The organism is Streptomyces sp. (assembly GCF_035644915.1).
Taxonomy (GTDB): domain Bacteria; phylum Actinomycetota; class Actinomycetes; order Streptomycetales; family Streptomycetaceae; genus Streptomyces.
Genome location: NZ_DASQNP010000017.1, coordinates 1 through 17854 on the forward strand (window position 1 = coordinate 1; position 17854 = coordinate 17854).

The following is a 17854-nucleotide window of genomic DNA, read 5'->3' on the forward strand; positions in this document are numbered from 1 at the left end:
GGTGCGCCAGGTGCCGCCGTCGGGGAAGGTGTGCGGGGAGGCGCCGGCGGGGTCGTGGGGCGGGACGGGGTGGCCGAGGGCGGCCAGGGCGGCATCACCGGGGCGGCGCGGGCCGGGGGGCGAGGCGGGCGGTGGAGTGGACGCTTCGGTCACGGTGCTCCCAGGTTCGGTGTGTCGTACGGCGTTCGGAGTCGGGGGCGGGATCGGGGCGGGAGTCGGGGGCCGGGGAAGGAGGCGGGGGTGGGGGCGGGGACGGACGGGCCGGTCAGGGCCGCAGCAGGACCTTGCCGACGTCGGGGTCGCCGCTGCCGACCAGCGCGACGGCCTCGGCGAAGCCGTCCAGCGGCAGCTCGTGGGTGATCAGGGGCGCGGGCGCCAGCAGACCCGCGCCGAAGGCCCGCACGGCGTGTGCCCAGGCGGCGGGCGGAGCGCCGAAGACGGTGTGGACGGTGAGCCGGCCGACGGTCAGGCCGATGGGGTCGATGCCCCGCGCGCCCGGTCCGGGCAGACCGGTCAGGACCACCCGGCCGCCGCGCCGGGCCAGCAGGCAGGAGTCGTGCGCGGTGGTGGGCGCGCCCGCGGACTCCACCACCAGGTCGTAGCGGCCCCGCAGTTCCCCGGCGGCCGACGGGGTGCGCGCCCCGGTGGCGCCCATCGGCAGCGCCCGCTCGGCGCGCCCCACCCGCGGATCGACCACCAGCAGCTCGGCGGGGGAGAAGGCGGCCAGCAACTGGACCGCCAGCAGGCCGAGCGTGCCCGCGCCGACCACGGCGATCCGCTCCCCGGGCAGGGGCGCCCCCGCCAGGACCGCCTCGGCGGCCACGGCGGCCGGCTCCAGCAGCGCGGCGGAGCGCAGGTCGGCCCCGTCGGGCAGGACGTGCAGCAGCCGGGCGGGCAGGGTGAGGGTGTCGGCGAAGGCGCCGGGCCGGGTGAAGCCGGTCTCGTCGTAGCCGCCGTCGCACAGGCTGGTGGCGCCCTCCCGGCAGCGGTCGCAGACCAGGCAGGCGCGGAACCCCTCGCCCACCACCTTCCGGCCCACCAGCGCCGGATCGACGCCGTCCCCGACGGCCTCCACCGTGCCGGACCACTCGTGGCCGGGGACGACGGGGTAGCGGACGTAGCCCTCGGCGCGCGTCCCGGCGTACACCTCGCGGTCGCTGGCGCAGACCCCGGCCGCGTACACGGCCACCCGCGCCTCACCGGGGCCGGGCCCGGTGCGTTCCACCTCCACCAGCCGGTGGGCGCCGGGCCGTTCCACGAGGACGGCGCGGCCGGTGCGGTCTGCGCGGCCGGTGCGCCCGGCGCCGTCCCGCGCCGGACCTCCCCGCTCCCGGTCCCGGTCCCGGTCCCGGTCCCAAGCCTGGTCGTGTGCCGGTGTGTTCACCGCTGCATCCTCCCCGCGCCGCGCGCTCCGTACGCGCGTGCGACCCGTGCGCTCCCGCGGCGCTCCGCGCGTCACGCCCGCGTCCCGCGCGGTTTCCGCTTCTCCCAGCCCTCGGCCCACAGGTCGAACCGGGCCTGCTGCTGGGGGAACTCCGCCGCCGCGTCGGTGTCCAGCTCCACGCCCAGGCCGGGCGCGTCGGGGAGGGCGAAGTAGCCGTCCACGACCTCCGGCGCGCCCTTGACCACCTTCTTGATCTCGGCGTCCGCGAAGTCGTTGAAGTGCTCCAGGATCTTGAAGTTCGGGGTGCAGCCCGCCAGTTGCAGGGAGGCGGCGGTGAGCACCGAGCCGCCGACGTTGTGCGGCGCGACCATCACGTAGTGGGTCTCGGCGGTGGCGGCGAGCTTGCGGGTCTCCAGGATGCCGCCGAGGTGGCCGAGGTCGGGCTGGATGATGTCGGCGGCCTGCGACTCGAACAGCTCGCGGAACTCGATCCGGTCGTGGATGCGTTCGCCGGTGGCGATGGGCAGGTCCACCTTGTCGGCGACCTTGGCCAGGGCCTTGAGGTTCTCCGGCGGCACCGGCTCCTCCAGCCAGCCCGGCTCGAAGGGCGCGACCTCGCGGGCGATGCGGACGGCGGTGGCGGGGCTGAACCGGCCGTGCATCTCCAGCAGCAGTTCGACATCCGGCCCGATCGCGTCCCGCACGGCCTCCACCAGGGAGACCGAGCGCAGCGTCTCGGCGCGGTCCAGCTCGAAGTGGCCGGTGCCGAACGGATCGAGCTTGAGCGCCCGGTAACCGCGCTCGACGACCCTCAGGGCCGCCTCGTGGAACGCCTCGGGGGTGCGCTCGACGGTGTACCAGCCGTTGGCGTACGCCTTGACCCGGTCGGTGACCTTCCCGCCGAGCAACTGCCAGACGGGTACGCCCAGTGCCTTGCCCTTGATGTCCCAGCAGGCCATCTCCACGACCGCGATGCCGGACATCACGATCTCCCCGGCCCGCCCGTAGTCGCCGTACTTCATGCGCCGCACCAGGTCCTCGACGGCGAAGGGGTCGGAGCCGGCGATGTGGTTGGCCTCGGCCTCGCGCAGGTAGCCGATCAGCGCGTCGGTGTGTCCCAGCATCCGCGTCTCGCCGACGCCGGTGAGGCCCTCGTCGGTGTGCACCTGGACGTAGGTCAGGTTGCGCCAGGGGGTACCGACGACATGGGTGCTGATTCCGGTGATGCGCACAGCGGCTGCCCCTCTACGCTGTTCGAGATTTCGTCATCCGTTCGAAATGCTGGCGAGAATGTAGTGAGCCGCCCTGACCGGCGTCAATGGTCCGTACGGAGATCCGCGGCGGCCCGCCGTCCGTTCAGGAGGGCGGACGCCCGGCCGCCACCCGGCGGTGGGCGATCTCGGCGAGCCTGCGCTGGCCCGCCTGACCGGGGTGGAACCAGTCCCAGACGCTCAGTTCCCGGGTGGTGAAGCGGTACGCGTGGACGGCCCCGCCGTCGTAGCGGCAGCGGGCGTCGCGCGCGCAGACCTCCTCCAGCGCGGCGTTGTACGCCCGCACCCGCCCGGCCACCGCCGCGCGGCGCTCCACCGCCGCGGCGTCCACGGCGTCCGCGTCGGCCAGCATCGACGGGCAGATGCCCAGCTCCCACACCCGCGCGGCCAGCGGGTGGGACCGCCCCTGGGACCACAGCCGCTCCAGGTCCGGCACGCTGGCCACGTACACCTGGGTCCTGGGCGAGGCCCGGCGCAGCACGCGCAGCGCCTCGGCGAAGTCGGCGCGGAAGGCGGCCACCGGCGTCATCCGCGCGACGGTCGGCCGGCAGGCGTCGTTCGCGCCGATCAGCACCGTGACCAGGTCCGGCCGGTGCGCCGCCGCCCGCCGCGCCTGGGCGGGCAGGTCGGCCATCAGGGCACCGGAGCGGGCGAGGTTCCAGCGCGCGGCGGCCGGGACGCCCAGCCGCCGCGCCAGGCTGTCCACCTCGGGGGAGGAGCCGGTCGCCCAGGACGCCTCGGGGCAGTCGGCCAGCAGCGAGCAGGCGTCGTAGGCGCGGGTGATCGAATCGCCCAGGGCCGCCAGCGAGTCGGGATCGGTGTCCCACACGGGCGAGGGCGAGGGGCGGGCGGCGGGGGAGGCGCGCCGGGAGCCGGGCGCCGCGCCGTCGTCCGGGGTGCCGCACGAGACGGCCAGCACGACGAGCGCCACGACGACGGCGACGACGGCGCACGCGCCGAGCACGAGCCGCCCGCCGCGGACCCGGGCGGCGCCCGGCGGACGGCCCGGCGCACGGCCGGGCGGCGCGCTGTCCCGCACGTCTGCTCCCCCCGTTCCTTCCCGGCTCCCGGTGGGGTGATGGTTCGGTCGGGTGGGTTGACCGCCCTGTTCGACGGTACGTCACCCTTTGCGTGCCGTGGCACGGTAGCTTTTTCCGCGACGGTCCGAAAATGGCCACTGGACACAATTGACAGATTACATCGCGTCACTTGATGTCCCTTTTAGGGAGAATCGGCACGGATAGTGTTTACTGTTCGTAACCTCGGGATCTGGAGGACACGTGGCCGATGGGACAAGATGTCAAGTGCCGGTCCGGCGCACGACCGGTAGGGATTCGAGGCCGCCGCGGAAGGCCGCGCCCGAACCGGACAGGAGGTCCCGGTGACGACACGTGGAGTTCTGTACGTGCACTCCGCTCCCCGCGCGCTGTGCCCGCACGTCGAATGGGCCGTCGCAGGGGTGCTCGGCACCCGCGTCAGCCTCGACTGGATCAAGCAGCCCGCCTCGCCGGGCACCTGGCGGGCGGAGCTCTCCTGGCAGGGTGAGCCCGGCACCGCCTCCAAGCTCGCCTCCGCGCTGCGCGGCTGGCGCCTGCTCCGCTTCGAGGTGACCTCCGAGCCGTGCTCCACGGCCGAGGGCGAGCGCTACAGTTCCACTCCCGACCTGGGCATCTTCCATGCGGTGACCGGTCTGCACGGCGACATCCTCATCCCCGAGGACCGGCTGCGCGCCGCGCTGGAACGCGCCGCGCGCGGTGAGACCGACCTGGAGTCGGAGATCGCCAAGCTGCTCGGCAAGCCCTGGGACGACGAGTTGGAGCCCTTCCGCTACGCGGGCGAGGGCGCCCCGGTGCGCTGGCTGCACCAGGTGGTCTGACGCCCCGTCGGCTCCGGTTCCGCCGTCCCGCCGCGGTGCCCGGCCCCGCGCACGGCCGCGTCGCGCGCCCCCGGGCGCGCCCGCAGGCCGTACGGTCCCCGGCATGACATCCCAACCGACATCCGTGGCGGTCCTGGGCACCGGCATCATGGGTGCGGCGATGGCCCGCAGCCTGCTGCGCGCCGGGCTGGCCGTCAGCGCCTGGAACCGCACCCCCGCCCGTGCCGAACCGCTGGCCGCCGCCGGCGCCCGCGTCACCGCGACCGCCGCCGAGGCGGTCGAGGGCGCCGACGTGGTGCTCACCATGGTCCACGACGGCCCCGCCGTCCTCGACGCCCTGCGCGCCGCCGCCCCCGGCCCGCGGCCCGGCACGGTCTGGCTCCAGTGCACCACCACCGGGCTCGACGCGCTGCCCGCGCTGACCGGCCTCGCCCGCGAAAGGGGGCTGGTCTTCGTGGACGCGCCCGTCCTGGGCACCCGCGAGCCCGCCGAGGAGGGGCGGCTGACGGTGCTGGCGGCCGGGCCGGACGAGGCGCGCGAGCCCCTCGCCCCCGTGCTGGACGCCCTCGCCGCCCGCGTCCGCTGGCTCGGCGACCGGCCGGGCGACGCGACCCGGCTGAAGCTGGTCTGCAACTCCTGGGTGCTCGCGGTCAACCACGGCGCCGCCGAGACGCTCGCCCTCGCCCGGGGGCTGGGCGTCGACCCGCAGGACTTCCTGGACACGATCGCCGGCGGCGGGCTCGACATGGGCTACCTGCGGATGAAGGCCGAGGTCATCCGCTCCGGCGACTTCACCCCCAGCTTCGCCGTCCGCACCGCCGAGAAGGACGCCCGGCTGATCGTCGAGGCGGGCCGGTCGGCCGGGGTGCGGATGGACGTGGCGGAGGCGGGCGCCGAGCGCTTCCGGCGCGCCGCCGAACAGGGCCACGGCGACGAGGACATGGCGGCCTCGTACTACGCCGGCTTCGACGGAGCGCCCCCCTCCCCGGGCTCCTGAGGGCCGACGGGACCGGACGACGGGGGCGGAAGCAACCGGTCCACCGCGCGCCGGGCGCGGACGGCGGCCCCGGTGCCGCCGTAGAGCTGGATGGTGTGGTTCAGGCTCATCAGGATGCCGTTCAGCTCGAACACGATCTGCTCCGGATCGCTGTCCGGGGGCAGTTCACCGCGCCCGGCGGCCACCCTCACGTCCGCCGACAGGCGGCGCCGCCACGCGCCGAACTGACGCCGCAGCAGATCCCGTACGGGCCCGCCGCGGCCGTCGTACTCGAACGTGGAGGCGACGAAGAGGCAGCCGCCCGGGAACACCCCGCGCTCCAGGTACGAGATCCACGCCGCGCAGACCGCGCGCAGCCGCGCCAGCCCCGGCTCGGCGTCCGCCGCGGGGCGCCAGACCTCGCGGTCGAAGATCACCGCCGCCCGCTCCAGGGCCGCGAGCTGCAACGCCTCCTTGGTGCCGAAGTGGCCCAGCAGGCCGGACTTGCTGATGCCCAGGTCGGCGGCGAGCCGTCCGATCGTCAGCCCCTCCAGCCCCTCCAGGGAGGCGAGGGCGACGCCGCGCTCGATGATCCGCTCACGGGTGCGGCGGGCTTCGGCGGCGGATCTGCGGGGGCTCACGGAGGCCATCGTACCGAGAACCGGGAAGTTATAGAGTCCGACCGATCGGTCGCTATAAGGTCGGTGCACTGCCGAGCCGAAGGCCGCGTCAAGGCCGAGCCGAGGAGGACCGCCGTGCATCCGACCCGCATCACCGCCCTGGGCCACCACCAGCCCGACCACGTGCTGACCAACGACGACCTGGCGGGGATGGTGGACACCAGCGACGAGTGGATCCGGCAGCGGACCGGCATCGTCACCCGGCGCATCGCCCGCGAGGAGTCCGTCGCCGACCTGGCCGCCGCCGCGGCGGGCAAGGCCCTGGCCGCGGCCGGACTCGACCCGGCCGACATCGGCCTGGTCACCGTCGCCACCTGCTCGGCGAGGGACCGCTGCCCCTCCACCGCCGCCGAGGTCGCCGGCCGCCTGGGCATACCCGACGCCGTCGCCTTCGACCTCAACAACGGCTGCGCGGGCTTCACCACCGCCCTGGCCACCGCCGACCACTCCCTGCGGGCCGGGGCCGCACGGCACGCCCTGGTCATCGGCGCCGAGAAGATGTCCGACGTCACCGACTGGACCGACCGCTCCACCTGCGTCCTCCTCGGCGACGGCGCGGGCGCGGCCGTGGTCAGCGCCGACCGGTCCGCCTCCGGCACCCCGGGCATCGGCCCCGTCGTCTGGGGCTCCGACCCCTCGCGCGGCGACGCCGTACGGCTCCGGGGCGCCTGGCAGCCGCGCTTCGCACAGGAGGGCCAGACCGTCTTCCGCTGGGCCACCACCGAACTGGTCCCCCTGATCGAGCGGGCCTGCGCGAGGGCCGGCACCACCCCCGGCCGGCTCGGCGGGATCGTCACCCACCAGGCCAACCTGCGGATCATCGAGGCCCTGGTCCGGCGGCTCGGCGCCACCGGCGCGGTCGTGGCGCGCGACGTGGTGGACTCCGGCAACACCTCGGCCGCCTCCGTCCCGCTCGCCCTCTCCAAGCTCGTCGAGCGCCGCGCGATCGAACCGGGCGCGCCCGTGCTGCTGTTCGCCTTCGGCGGCGGACTCTCCTGGGCCGGACAGGTCGTCGCCTGTCCCTGACGCCCCGGGCACACGGACGGCCGAGGGGGCCACCGGGACGTGCCCGGTGGCCCCCTCGGGGAGGCTTTTCCCGCCGCGGTGCGGGACTGCGGCGTCAGACCGTGCGGAAGGCCAGGACGACGTTGTGGCCGCCGAAGCCGAAGGAGTTGTTGATCGCGGCGATCCGGCCCTCGCCCAGCGGGCGGGCCCGGCCGCGCACGATGTCGGCGTCGACCTCCTCGTCGAGCTCGTCGACGTTGATGGTCGGCGGGGCCGTGCGGTGGTGCAGCGCCAGCACCGTCGCCACCGTCTCCACGCCGCCCGCGCCGCCCAGCAGGTGACCGGTCATGGACTTGGTGGCGGAGACGGCCACATGGTCCAGATCGGCGCCCAGGACCTTGCGCAGCGCCTTGACCTCGGCGACGTCGCCCTGCGGGGTGGAGGTGGCGTGCGCGTTGAGGTGCACCAGCTCCGACGGCCGGAGGCCGGTCGCCTCCAGCAGGTTCTGCAGCGCGGTGGCGATGCCCCGGCCGGTCGGCTCGGGCTGGGCGATGTGGTGGCTGTCCGCCGACAGCCCTTGGCCCAGCACCTCGCAGTAGACCTTCGCGCCGCGCCGGGCGGCGTGTTCGGCCGACTCCAGCACGACGACGCCCGCGCCCTCGCCGAGCACGAAGCCGTCCCGGGCCTTGTCGAAGGGGCGCGACACCTTCGCGGGGTCGCCCTCGTTCTTGGACAGCGCCATCATGTTGGCGAACGCCGCGATGGGCAGCGGGTGGATGGCCGCCTCGGTGCCGCCCGCGACGACCACGTCGGCACGTCCGCTGCGGATCATCTCCACGGCGTAGCCGATCGCCTCGGCACCCGAGGCGCAGGCGCTGACCGGGGTGTGCACGCCCGCCTGGGCGCCCACGTCCAGGCCGACGTTGGCCGCCGGGCTGTTGGGCATCAGCATCGGCACGGTGTGCGGGGAGACGCGGCGGGGGCCCTTGTCCCGGAGCGCGTCGTACTGGTCGAGCAGCGTGATGACGCCGCCGATGCCGGAGGCGATGACCGTGCCGAGCCGGTCGGGGTCCACCAGGCCGTTCTCCCCGGCCTTGCCCTCGTACCCGGCGTCGGCCCACGCCTCGCGGGCGGCGATCAGGGCGAACTGCGCCGAGCGGTCCAGCTTGCGGGCCAGCGGACGCGGCAGGACCTCGGACGGTTCGACCGCCGCCTGGGCGGCGATCTTCACCGGCAGCTCGGCCGCCCAGTCCTGCTCCAGGGGCCTGGCCCCGGAGCGGCCGGCGATCAGGCCCTCCCACGTCGATGCGCTGTCGCCACCCAGCGGTGTGGTTGCGCCGATACCGGTGACGACCACGGAGTGTTGGGTCGCGTTCACAGGAATTCTGTCTCCACTGGTAGGAATGTGCGGTTCTCCGCCACCGCGGCGGGTGGCGACAGGCGCGTCCGACGTGTGCCGGGACGGATCAGTCCTGGTGGCTGGTGATGTAGTCCACGGCGTCGCCGACGGTCTTGAGGTTCTTGACGTCGTCGTCCGGGATCTTCACACCGAAGCGCTCCTCGGCGGCGACGACGACCTCGACCATAGACAGCGAGTCGACGTCCAGGTCGTCGGTGAAGGACTTCTCCGGCTGGACGTCCTCGACCGGGATGCCGGCGATCTCGTTCACGATCTCGGCGAGACCGGCGACGATCTCTTCCTTGGTGGCGGCCATGCGTGGCGCTCCTTCGTGTTGTGTTGCGTCTGGTGTGTGCGGTGCGATGAACCGACTAGGGGAGGGTAACGACCGTTGCCGCGTAGACGAGACCCGCCCCGAAGCCGATGACGAGTGCGGTGTCGCCGCTCTTCGCCTGTCCGGTCGCCAGGAGCCGCTCCATCGCGAGCGGGATCGAGGCGGCCGAGGTGTTGCCGGTGGTCTCGATGTCACGGGCGACCGTGACGTGCTCCGGCAGTTTGAGGGTCTTCACCATCGAGTCGATGATCCGCATGTTGGCCTGGTGCGGAATGAAGACGTCCAGGTCGTCGGCGCTGACGCCCGCGGCCTCCAGCGCCTGCTGGGCGACCTTCGCCATCTCGAAGACGGCCCAGCGGAAGACCGTCTGGCCCTCCTGGCGGATGGCGGGGAACTTCGGCGCGCCGTCCTCGCCGACCGGGAGCCGCGCCGCGTCGCCGACGCGGAAGTCGTCCCACGGCACGGTCTGCGAGATGACGTCCGCCTTGTCGCCCTCCGAGCCCCAGACGGTGGGGCCGATGGCGGGCTCCTCGGACGGACCGACGACGACCGCCCCCGCGCCGTCGCCGAACAGGAAGGCGGTCGTACGGTCCTGAAGGTCGGTCAGGTCCGACAGCCGCTCGACGCCGACCACCAGCACGTACTCCGCGCTGCCGTCCACGACCAGGCCCTTGGCGATGGTCAATCCGTAGCCGAAGCCCGCGCAGGCCGCGGAGATGTCGAAGGCGGCGGCCTTGCCCGTGCCCAGGCGGTGGGCGATCTCGGTGGCGATCGAGGGCGTCTGCTTGAAGTGGGAGACGGTCGAGATGATGACCGCGCCGATCTGGTCGGGGTTGATCCCGGCGTCCGCGACGGCCTTGCCCGCCGCGGCGAGCGACATCTCGGCGACGGTCTCCTCGGGGCCCGCCCAGTGCCGGGTGGCGATGCCGGAACGGGAGCGGATCCACTCGTCGGACGAGTCGATGTGCTTGAGGATCTCCTCGTTCGGCACCACCCGGGTCGGACGGTAGCCGCCGACGCCGAGAATGCGCGCGTACGGGGCGCCCTTCGCGGGCCGGATCTTCGCGGTCATGTCCTCGGGGCTCCTATCCGGCTACTCGACCGTCGTGGTGGCGTGCTCGGCGATCAGCTCGCGGGCCGCCTCAAGGTGCTCGGGGGTCTTCAGGGCCAGTGTCTTCACGCCCGGCAGGGCGCGCTTGGCCAGGCCGGTGAGGGTGCCGCCGGGGCAGACCTCGATCAGTGCGGTGACCCCCAGCTCCCTGAAGGTCTCCATGCACAGGTCCCAGCGCACGGGGTTGGAGACCTGGTGCACCAGCCGCTGCACGACCTCCCGGCCGTCGGCGACCACCCGGCCGTCCCGGTTGGAGACGTAGCGGACCCGCGGGTCACCCGCCTCGACGCCCTTGACCGCCTCCTCCAGGGCGGCGACGGCCGGGGCCATGTGGTGGGTGTGGAAGGCGCCGGCGACGGCCAGCGGGCGCACCCGGGCCCCCTCCGGCTTGTCCTCGGCCAGGGCGGCGAGCTGCTCGGTGGTGCCCGCGGCGACGATCTGCCCGGCGCCGTTGATGTTGGCCGGAGTGAGCCCCAGCTTCTCCAGGTGGGCGGTCACCGCCTCCGGGTCCCCGCCCAGCACGGCGGACATGCCGGTCTCGGTGACGGCGGCGGCCTCCGCCATCGCCAGCCCGCGCTTGCGGACGAGCGTCATCGCGGCCTCGGGGGTGAGGACTTCGCCGATCGCGGCGGCGGTCAGCTCGCCCACGCTGTGGCCGGCGACCGCGCCGAGGACGTCCTTGCCGACGCCGTCCAGCAGCGCCTGCGCGGAGACCAGCCCCGCGGCCACCAGCAGCGGCTGGGCCACGGCCGTGTCGCGGATCTGCTCGGCGTCGGCCTCGGTGCCGTAGTGCACCAGATCGAGGTCGATGGCGGCCGACCACTCCCGCAGCCGGTCCGCGACACCGGGGAGTTCGAGCCAAGGAGTCAGGAAGCCGGGTGACTGGGCACCCTGGCCGGGAGCGACGAGTACGAGCACTCTCTCACTCTCTCTTGTCGACGGAGGTCCCCGCCGGTGGGGACCGGCACGAAGAACGGTCGGGGGAATTGTCGAAGGCCGACAAAACTGTCGGGCACGACTATATCCGCCCGCTGTGATCAGCCAGACGACCGAGGATCAGGGCGACGCGCAGGGTGAAGGCCGAGCGCACATCGGACGGTGACCAGCCGGTGACGTCCGTCACACGTCGCAGCCGGTAGCGGACGGTGTTGGGGTGGACGAACAGCATGCGCGCCGCCCCCTCCAGACTGCTGGCCTGCTCCAGGTAGACGCTGAGCGTCTCCAGCAGGGCGGAACCCGCTTCCTGGAGCGGTCTGTAGATCTCCTCCACCAACAGCGTGCGCGCGGTGGGGTCCCCGGCCATCGCGCGCTCCGGCAGCAGGTCGTCCGCCAGCACCGGACGCGGCGCGTCCGGCCACGCCGCGCACGCCTTCAGGCCGGCCGCGGCGGCCCGCGCCGAGCGCGTCGCCGACAGCAGGTCGCCGACCACGGGCCCGGCCACCACCGGGCCGGCCGCGAACGGGCCTATCAGCGCCTTGGCCACGGCCAGCGGATCGTCCGAGCCGCCCGCTATGACCACCAGGCGGTTGCCCAACACCCCGGTGAGCACCTGGAGCTTGGCGTACCGGGCGGCGCGGCGTATCGCCTCCACGGTCAGCTCGCTGTCCCCGTCGGGCGCGGTGCCCAGCACGACGGTGACGTGGTCGGGGGAGTTCCAGCCCAGCGCGGCGGCGCGGGAGACGGCCCCCTCGTCGGCCTCGCCGGAGACCACGGCGTTGACCACCAGCGACTCCAGCCGCGCGTCCCAGGCGCCGCGCGCCTCGGCGGCCTGCGCGTACACCTGGGCGGTGGCGAAGGCTATTTCACGGGCGTAGACGAGCAACGCCTCGCGCAGCACGCCCTCGTCACCGGGCGCGGCCACCTCGTCGATGGCCGCCTCCACCACGTCGATGGTGGTGCGGACCATCTCCACCGTCTGCCGCAGCGTGATGGCGCGCGTCAGCTCGCGCGGCGCGGTCCCGAACACGTCCGTGCTGATCGCCTGCGGCGCCCCCGGGCGCCGGAACCACTCGGTGAACGCCGCGATGCCGGCCTGGGCCACCAGCCCGATCCACGAACGGTTCTCCGGCGGCATCGCGCGGTACCACGGCAGTTGCTCCCCCATCCGGGCGAGCGCGGCGGCGGCCAGCTTGCCGGAGGACTGCTCCAGCCGCCGCAGCGTCTCGGGGTGCGGGTGGGGTCGCCGCTTGTCGGGTGCTGGGGTCTCGGTGGGTTCGGGCACGGGACAAGACTGCCTTATCGGTACGGCGCGGTGAGGACCGGGTGTCGGATCCGTACAAGGCCCGGCCGGGGGCGGCCGGACCCGGGCGCACGCCCGGTCCCCCCGCGGTCCGGACGCGCACCGCCCAACTCCCCGGGCGCCGGCGGATGGTGGCGCCCGCTCACCGGCCCGGCGGCCGGGGGTGGTTCGCGGCCCGTCCGGGCCCGCCGGTGACGAGGGCCCGGGCCCCGCACCGGAGCGCGCGGGCGCCGCGTCGGGCGTCAGGTCCAGGGGAGCCGGGACCTGTGCGACCAGTAGGCGTCCGGGGACTCGGCGAGTGCGGCGATCCGCGCGAGCCGGTCGCCGTCCAGGCGCACGTCCGCGGCGCGCAGGTTGTCGGCGAGCTGGCGGGTGGTCACCGCCCCGGACAGGACGACGTCGGCCCAGGGCTGGTGGAGGGCCGCGGCCAGGGCGACGGCGTCGCAGGACGTGCCGGTGTCCCGGGCGATCGGCTCCAGGACGGCGTACGGGGGAGTGCCGGGCAGCAGGAGCCGCCCGTTGGCCAGCGCCTCCTTGACGATGACCGTGCGGCCCGCGTCGTGCGCCTCGGCCAGGGCCGGCCCGGCGGAGGGCTCCAGCGGGTTCCAGGTGGCCTGGACGCTGCGGAAGAGCGGCTCGCCGTCGACGGTGACCTCCAGGGCGGCGCGGATGGCGTCGCCCTGGGCCGGGCCGCTGGTGGACAGGCCCACGGTGACGCCCTCGGCGGCCAGGTCGGCGAGCCGGCGGTGCAGGGCGGTGTCGGTGAGGGCGGTGCTGCCGGGCGTGACCGAGTGGATCTGGTAGAGCCCGAGCCGGTCGCCGAGCAGCGCGCGGGTCTCGGCGAGCTGCCGTTCGAAGGTGGCGACGCCGTGGTCCTTGACCTCGTGGACGGGGGCGTCGACGGACCAGCCCGCGGTGTAGGTGTAGCCCCACTTGCTGCCCACGACCAGGTCCTCGCGGGGGTCGTCGCCGCTGTGGAGCCAGTCGGCGAGGAACTCCTCGGCGCGGCCGTAGGAGCGGGCGGTGTCGACGTAGCGGACGCCGCGGGCCCAGGCGAGGTCCAGGAGTTCACGGGTGCGGCGGCGCAGCGCGGCGACGGTGCGCTCGGCGGGCAGGTCGCGCTCGCGTCCGAGGGTGATGTAGCCGGGCCGGCCGACCGCGGCCAGGCCCAGCCCGATCCGTGCGGGCGGCGTGTGCGGGGGTGCGGGGTTCGCGGTCATGGTCGGCGGCCTTCCCGGTGCGCGTCGGTGGGGCCGGACCAGGCTATGCGCCCGGGGCGGGACGGCGGGCCTTCCGGACTCCCCGTCGCCCGCGCGCCGCCGGGGCGGCCCCCGCCGCCGTCACCGGGACGGGCGGGTCCGGACGTCACGGCCGTGGCGTCCGCCGGACGAGGTGGTGGAGGAGCGCCGCGGCGAGCTGGAGGGCGGCGATCCCGAGCAGGAGGAGCGGCGGGGGCAGCGCGGCGACGAGTCCGGCGAGGGCGGCCCCGCAGGCCGCCGCCGAGATCTTCAGCCCTGCGCCGAGGGTGAAGACCTGGGCCCGCAGCCGGTCCGGGGCGTGGGCGGCCCGGATGCGCAGGGTGGCGCCCAGCAGCGGGCCCTCGAACACCCCCGCCGCGGCGTACAGCGCCACCGTCGCGGCGAACGAGGGGGCGGCCGCGGCCCCGGCCAGGGCGAGGCCGGTGCCGGTCAGGCAGACGGGGACCAGGCGCCGGGCGGGGAAGGACCGCAGCGGCCCGGCCGCCGCCAGTGAACCGGCGAGCGCCCCGGCGGCGAGCGCGGTCATCAGCACGCCCCCGGAGTCCGGACGGCCCCGGCCGTCCGCGAGGAGCACCGAGGTGGTGGCCAGACCGCCGATGCCGACGAAGGCCAGACAGGTCCCGGCGGTGATCGCGCGCAGCTCGCGCACGCGCCACACGGCCGCCAGGCCCGCCGCGAGGTCGGCGCGCAGCGTCGTCGGCGCGGGCGCCGCCCCGTCGGAGGCCGCGCCGGGGCGGCGCCCGTACGGCAGCGCGGTCGCCAGGACGGCCGCGCCGGCCGCCGACACGCCCAGCAGCGCCACGGCCGGCCCGGGCGAGGCCAGGGCGGCGACGGTGCTCACCACGGCGGGCCCGGCCACCGACACGGCGTTGTACGTCGCCGCGTCCAGGGCGTACGCGCGGTCGCGGCCGGCCCCCTCGGGGACCAGCCGGGCCACCAGGCTGGACAGGCCGCCGGTGGCCACCGGCCCGCAGCTTCCGCCGAGCGCGGCGACGGCCAGCACCACCGGCGCCGGAGCGCGTCCGACGAGCACCGCCAGCGCCGCGATCCCCGCGGCCATGCCGCCCAGCGCGCCCAGGTGGAAGAGCCGGGGGCTGCGCACCCGCTCGGCGAGCGCGCCCGTCAGCGGCGCGGCGAGGACGTGCGGCGCCATCCACGCGGTGAGCACGAACGCGCCCTGGGCCGCGCTGCCGGTGCGGTGCACCGCCAGCATCACCACGGCGACCGCCATGCCCTCCCCCGCGAGCCGGGCGAGGAGTGCGGTGGCCAGGTAGGGCCTCAGCCCGGTGCGCGGACGCACGTGCGCCTCCCGTATGTAACGCCATATGTGAAAAAGACGTTACCCTGGGGACGGGAGACACAGGGAGCCGACCGTGAGCGACATGGTGACCGGACGGGGATTCCAGCCGGCCCGGCGGCTGGTCGACCTCGCCAACGCGGTCCGTGAGGACCCCGCCCTGCCCCGGAAGGCGCTGGTCGACCTGCTCGTCCGGCACGGGGAGGACCCGGAGGACCTCACCGAGGAGGCGTTCCCGCCGGCCCAGGCGGAGGCCGTACGGGCCGCCGCCGCCCGGATGGCCGGTGTCCTGGCCGAGACCGACACCGACCGGGCCGCCCGCGCCGTCAACGAGGTCCTCGCCGAGTGCGGCGCACGCCCGCGTCTGACCCGGCACGGCGGCCGCCACCCCTGGCACCTCCACGTCGACCGGGGCGAGGACGCGGGCTGGGCCGACTGGCTCCTGGCGTCCGGCGCCCTGGCGCTGGCCCAGATCATCACCGAGTACGGCCGCGCCACCTGGGGCGAGTGCGCCGCCCCCGGCTGCTCCGCCTTCTACCTGGGCACCGGCCCCGGCAGCGCCCGCCGCTACTGCTCGGCCGGCTGCGCCTCCCGCGCCCGCGTCGCGGCCCACCGCCGCCGCAGGCGGGAGAGCCCACGGGACGACGCACAGGACGGCGCGTAGGGCACTGCCCGCGCCGGCCGTCTCCGGACGCTCCCCGGCGCCGTCGGCCGGCCTCCGGCGGCACCGGGGAGCGCGGTCACCTGCCGCCGGACGGACCGCGCAGGACCTCGATCACGCTCGCATAGCTGTCCTGGCCGTGCCCGGCGGCCTTCGCCCGTTCCATGGTGGCCTTCAGCAGTTCCGGCAGCGCGTTGTCCAGGCCGCGGGCCCCGGCCGCGTGGAGGAGGTGGTCGATCGCCGCGATCTGCACGTCGACGGTGGCGTCGTCGCCCGGGTAGCGGCCGGCGTCCACCTGGGAGGCGTACGTGGTCATGAAGCCGGCCACGGCGGTCAGCCAGCGGACGGCGACGGGGGTGAACGCCGTGGCCTCCGTCTTCTCCGCACCGACCAGCGCGGTGCCGTGCAGCCACCCGGTCAGCGTCGCCCACATCAGACCGAGCAGGGCGGCGTCGTGGAGGGAGGCCATCCCCGGGTCGGCGCCCAGGTACAGAGGGTCGCCCAGGGTGGCCAGGGCCGGCCGGTGGGCCTCGAAGACGGCCTCCGGGCCGCTGTAGAGGAACATCATCTCCGGGCTGCCGACCCCCGGCGGGGTCGTCATGATCGCCCCGTCGAGGTAGTCGGCCCCGTGCGAACGCGCCCACTCGGCGGTGGCGCGGGCCTGTTCGGGCGAGCCGGAGGTGAGGTTGACCAGCGTCCTGCCCGCCAGGGTGCCGGCCACGGGGTCGAGGACGGCGTGCAGCGCGTCGTGGTCCAGTACGCAGGCGACGACCAGCGGACTCGCCGCGACCGCCTCCCGGGCCGTCGCGGCGGCCTCCGCCCCCCGGCCCGCGAGCGCCTCCGCCCTGTGCGCCGAACGGTTCCACACGGTGGTCGGATGCCCCCGGTCCAGCAGCGCGCCGGCCAACGCCGAGCCCATCGATCCCAGTCCCAGCACGGTCACGGCCGGACGGTCCGCGGTCATGTCGCAACTCCCCTGCATCTATCCGCCGGTGGCGGTCGATCACGTCGGGAACCACGCTCGCAGCGCACGGCGGCCGGGAACAGTGACAGGAGTGACGTCCGGCACCAAATTCCCGCCACGGCCCCCGCCGCACCGCCACCGGCGTACGCTGCGGGGCATGGGTGCCGGTTCCGTCGCCGTGGTCGTGCCCGCGGGCATCGGGGTCCCCTCCTGGGACCTGTACGAACTCGCCATCCCCTGCACCGTCTTCGGGAAGCCGCAGCCGGACCTGGCCGACCCCTGGTACGACCTGCGGCTGTGCGGAACGGGGCACGGTCCCGCCGACGGCACGGGACTGGCCGTGCGGACCCCCTACGGCCTCGACGACATCGTCGGCGCGGACACCGTCGTCGTCCCCTCCGTCCCCGATCCCTGCGTCGAGGACGGCGAACCGCTGCCACCGGACCTGATCGAGGCCCTGCGCCGCGCGCACGACGCGGGCGCCCGCATGGTCTCCCTGTGCACCGGCGCCTTCGCGCTCGCCGAGGCGGGCCTGCTCGACGGCCGCCGCGCCACCGCCCACTGGGCGCACACCGCCCAACTCGCCGCCCGCTACCCGCAGGTGGAGGTCGACGACTCGGTGCTGTACGTCGACAACGGCGACGTGCTCACCAGCGCCGGGCTCACCGCCGGCCTCGACCTCTGCCTCCACCTCGTACGCCGCGATCTGGGCGCCCACGTCGCCAACCAGCTCGCCCGCCGGATGGTCGTGCCCGCCCACCGGCCGGGCGGCCAGGCCCAGTTCGTCGACCTGTCCGTGCCCGCCACCGACGACGAGAGCCTGGCGCCGGTGCTGGAGTGGGCCCGCGCGCACCTGGACGAACCGCTGACGGTCGGGGACCTGGCGCGGCGGGCGGCGATGAGCCCGCGCACGTTCCACCGGCGGCTCCGGGCCGCCACGGGCACCACGCCCCTCCAGTGGCTCCTGGCCCAGCGCCTGGCGAAGGCCCAGAGCCTGCTGGAGTCGACGGACCTGCCGGTCGAGAAGGTCGGTGAACTGAGCGGCCTCGGCACGGCGAACAACCTCCGCCACCACTTCCTCAAGCACGTCGGGGTCCCGCCGGGCGACTACCGCCGCGCCTTCCCCAGGACGTCCGCCGTCCCGTAGGCGCCCCGGCCCCCGCTCTCCGCTCCGCCGGGGCGTCCCGCGGTCAGCCCTTGAGGGCCTCGGCGACGGCGTCGGACAGCGAGGTGGCGGGCCGGCCCAGGAGGGCCGCCAGGTCGCCGGTGGTCCGGGCCAGGGCGCCCTGGGAGATCTTGACCTCGGAGTCCACCAGCAGGTCCACGAAGAAGGCGGGCAGGCCCGCGTCGGTGAGGATCCGCCGGTACTGCTCGGCGGGCAGGTCGTCGTAGACGACC

The 17854-nt window shown here is 75.1% G+C and carries 17 protein-coding genes and 1 pseudogene; 5 read left to right on the plus strand and 13 right to left on the minus strand.

The features are described 5' to 3' along the window. Positions 1-265: 265 nt before the first annotated feature. The 3 genes from VE546_RS02415 to VE546_RS02425 form a co-directional block, all read right to left on the minus strand. The gene (locus tag VE546_RS02415; RefSeq protein WP_324917549.1) at positions 266-1258 is read right to left on the minus strand and encodes a zinc-dependent alcohol dehydrogenase; all 993 of its coding nucleotides are present in this window, start codon (positions 1256-1258) and stop codon (positions 266-268) included. A 197-nt stretch (positions 1259-1455) separates the two neighbouring features. Next, entirely contained in the window at positions 1456-2616 is a 1161-nt protein-coding gene (locus VE546_RS02420; protein ID WP_324917506.1) for a mandelate racemase/muconate lactonizing enzyme family protein, read from the minus strand. 124 nt (positions 2617-2740) lie between these two features. Next, positions 2741-3694 (minus strand): SGNH/GDSL hydrolase family protein, encoded by a 954-nt coding sequence (locus VE546_RS02425; protein WP_324917508.1) that lies wholly within the window; start codon positions 3692-3694, stop codon positions 2741-2743. Positions 3695-4036: 342 nt separating this feature from the next. Between VE546_RS02425 and VE546_RS02430 the strand changes: the two genes are divergently transcribed. Next, a complete protein-coding gene (locus VE546_RS02430) occupies positions 4037-4531 on the plus strand; it encodes a DUF3145 domain-containing protein (protein ID WP_324917513.1) in 495 nt (164 codons plus the stop codon). 103 nt (positions 4532-4634) lie between these two features. After that, complete coding sequence (locus VE546_RS02435) at positions 4635-5528, plus strand: NAD(P)-dependent oxidoreductase (protein ID WP_324917516.1); 894 nt, start codon at positions 4635-4637, stop codon at positions 5526-5528. Here the strand turns inward: VE546_RS02435 and VE546_RS02440 are convergent. Beyond that, positions 5486-6148, minus strand: a complete 663-nt coding sequence (locus VE546_RS02440) for a TetR/AcrR family transcriptional regulator (protein WP_324917519.1) — start codon at positions 6146-6148, stop codon at positions 5486-5488. The genes VE546_RS02435 and VE546_RS02440 overlap by 43 nt on opposite strands. A gap of 114 nt (positions 6149-6262) precedes the next feature. On the opposite strand from VE546_RS02440, the gene VE546_RS02445 reads away from it, so the two are divergent. Continuing rightward, a complete protein-coding gene (locus VE546_RS02445; protein ID WP_324917522.1) occupies positions 6263-7213 on the plus strand; it encodes a beta-ketoacyl-ACP synthase III in 951 nt (316 codons plus the stop codon). Between the two features lie 94 nt (positions 7214-7307). Here VE546_RS02445 and VE546_RS02450 read toward each other — a convergent pair whose 3' ends face one another. From VE546_RS02450 to VE546_RS02480, 7 genes are all read right to left on the minus strand, one after another. Continuing rightward, positions 7308-8570 (minus strand): beta-ketoacyl-[acyl-carrier-protein] synthase II, encoded by a 1263-nt coding sequence (locus tag VE546_RS02450; protein ID WP_324917525.1) that lies wholly within the window; start codon positions 8568-8570, stop codon positions 7308-7310. Positions 8571-8658: 88 nt separating this feature from the next. After that, entirely contained in the window at positions 8659-8907 is a 249-nt protein-coding gene (locus VE546_RS02455) for an acyl carrier protein (RefSeq protein ID WP_324917528.1), read from the minus strand. A 55-nt stretch (positions 8908-8962) separates the two neighbouring features. After that, positions 8963-9997 (minus strand): ketoacyl-ACP synthase III, encoded by a 1035-nt coding sequence (locus tag VE546_RS02460; protein ID WP_324917530.1) that lies wholly within the window; start codon positions 9995-9997, stop codon positions 8963-8965. Between the two features lie 21 nt (positions 9998-10018). Next, positions 10019-10954: an ACP S-malonyltransferase gene (locus VE546_RS02465; RefSeq protein ID WP_324917533.1), complete on the minus strand. Its 936-nt coding sequence runs from the start codon at positions 10952-10954 to the stop codon at positions 10019-10021. A 100-nt stretch (positions 10955-11054) separates the two neighbouring features. Then, positions 11055-12257, minus strand: coding sequence for a helix-turn-helix domain-containing protein (locus VE546_RS02470; protein WP_324917536.1), 1203 nt, complete (start codon positions 12255-12257; stop codon positions 11055-11057). 260 nt (positions 12258-12517) lie between these two features. Beyond that, positions 12518-13495, minus strand: a complete 978-nt coding sequence (locus VE546_RS02475) for an aldo/keto reductase (protein WP_324917539.1) — start codon at positions 13493-13495, stop codon at positions 12518-12520. A gap of 145 nt (positions 13496-13640) precedes the next feature. Continuing rightward, entirely contained in the window at positions 13641-14834 is a 1194-nt protein-coding gene (locus tag VE546_RS02480) for an MFS transporter (protein WP_324917542.1), read from the minus strand. 82 nt (positions 14835-14916) lie between these two features. On the opposite strand from VE546_RS02480, the gene VE546_RS02485 reads away from it, so the two are divergent. Beyond that, the gene (locus VE546_RS02485; RefSeq protein ID WP_324917552.1) at positions 14917-15495 is read left to right on the plus strand and encodes a CGNR zinc finger domain-containing protein; all 579 of its coding nucleotides are present in this window, start codon (positions 14917-14919) and stop codon (positions 15493-15495) included. Between the two features lie 76 nt (positions 15496-15571). Here the strand turns inward: VE546_RS02485 and VE546_RS02490 are convergent, their stop codons facing one another. Further along, entirely contained in the window at positions 15572-16456 is an 885-nt protein-coding gene (locus tag VE546_RS02490) for an NAD(P)-dependent oxidoreductase (RefSeq protein WP_324917545.1), read from the minus strand. A 157-nt stretch (positions 16457-16613) separates the two neighbouring features. Between VE546_RS02490 and VE546_RS02495 the strand changes: the two genes are divergently transcribed. Continuing rightward, positions 16614-17603: a GlxA family transcriptional regulator gene (locus VE546_RS02495; protein ID WP_324917547.1), complete on the plus strand. Its 990-nt coding sequence runs from the start codon at positions 16614-16616 to the stop codon at positions 17601-17603. Positions 17604-17646: 43 nt separating this feature from the next. On the opposite strand, the pseudogene VE546_RS02500 reads toward VE546_RS02495, so the two are convergent. Further along, positions 17647-17854: pseudogene (locus VE546_RS02500) on the minus strand (KR domain-containing protein); the annotation flags it as partial.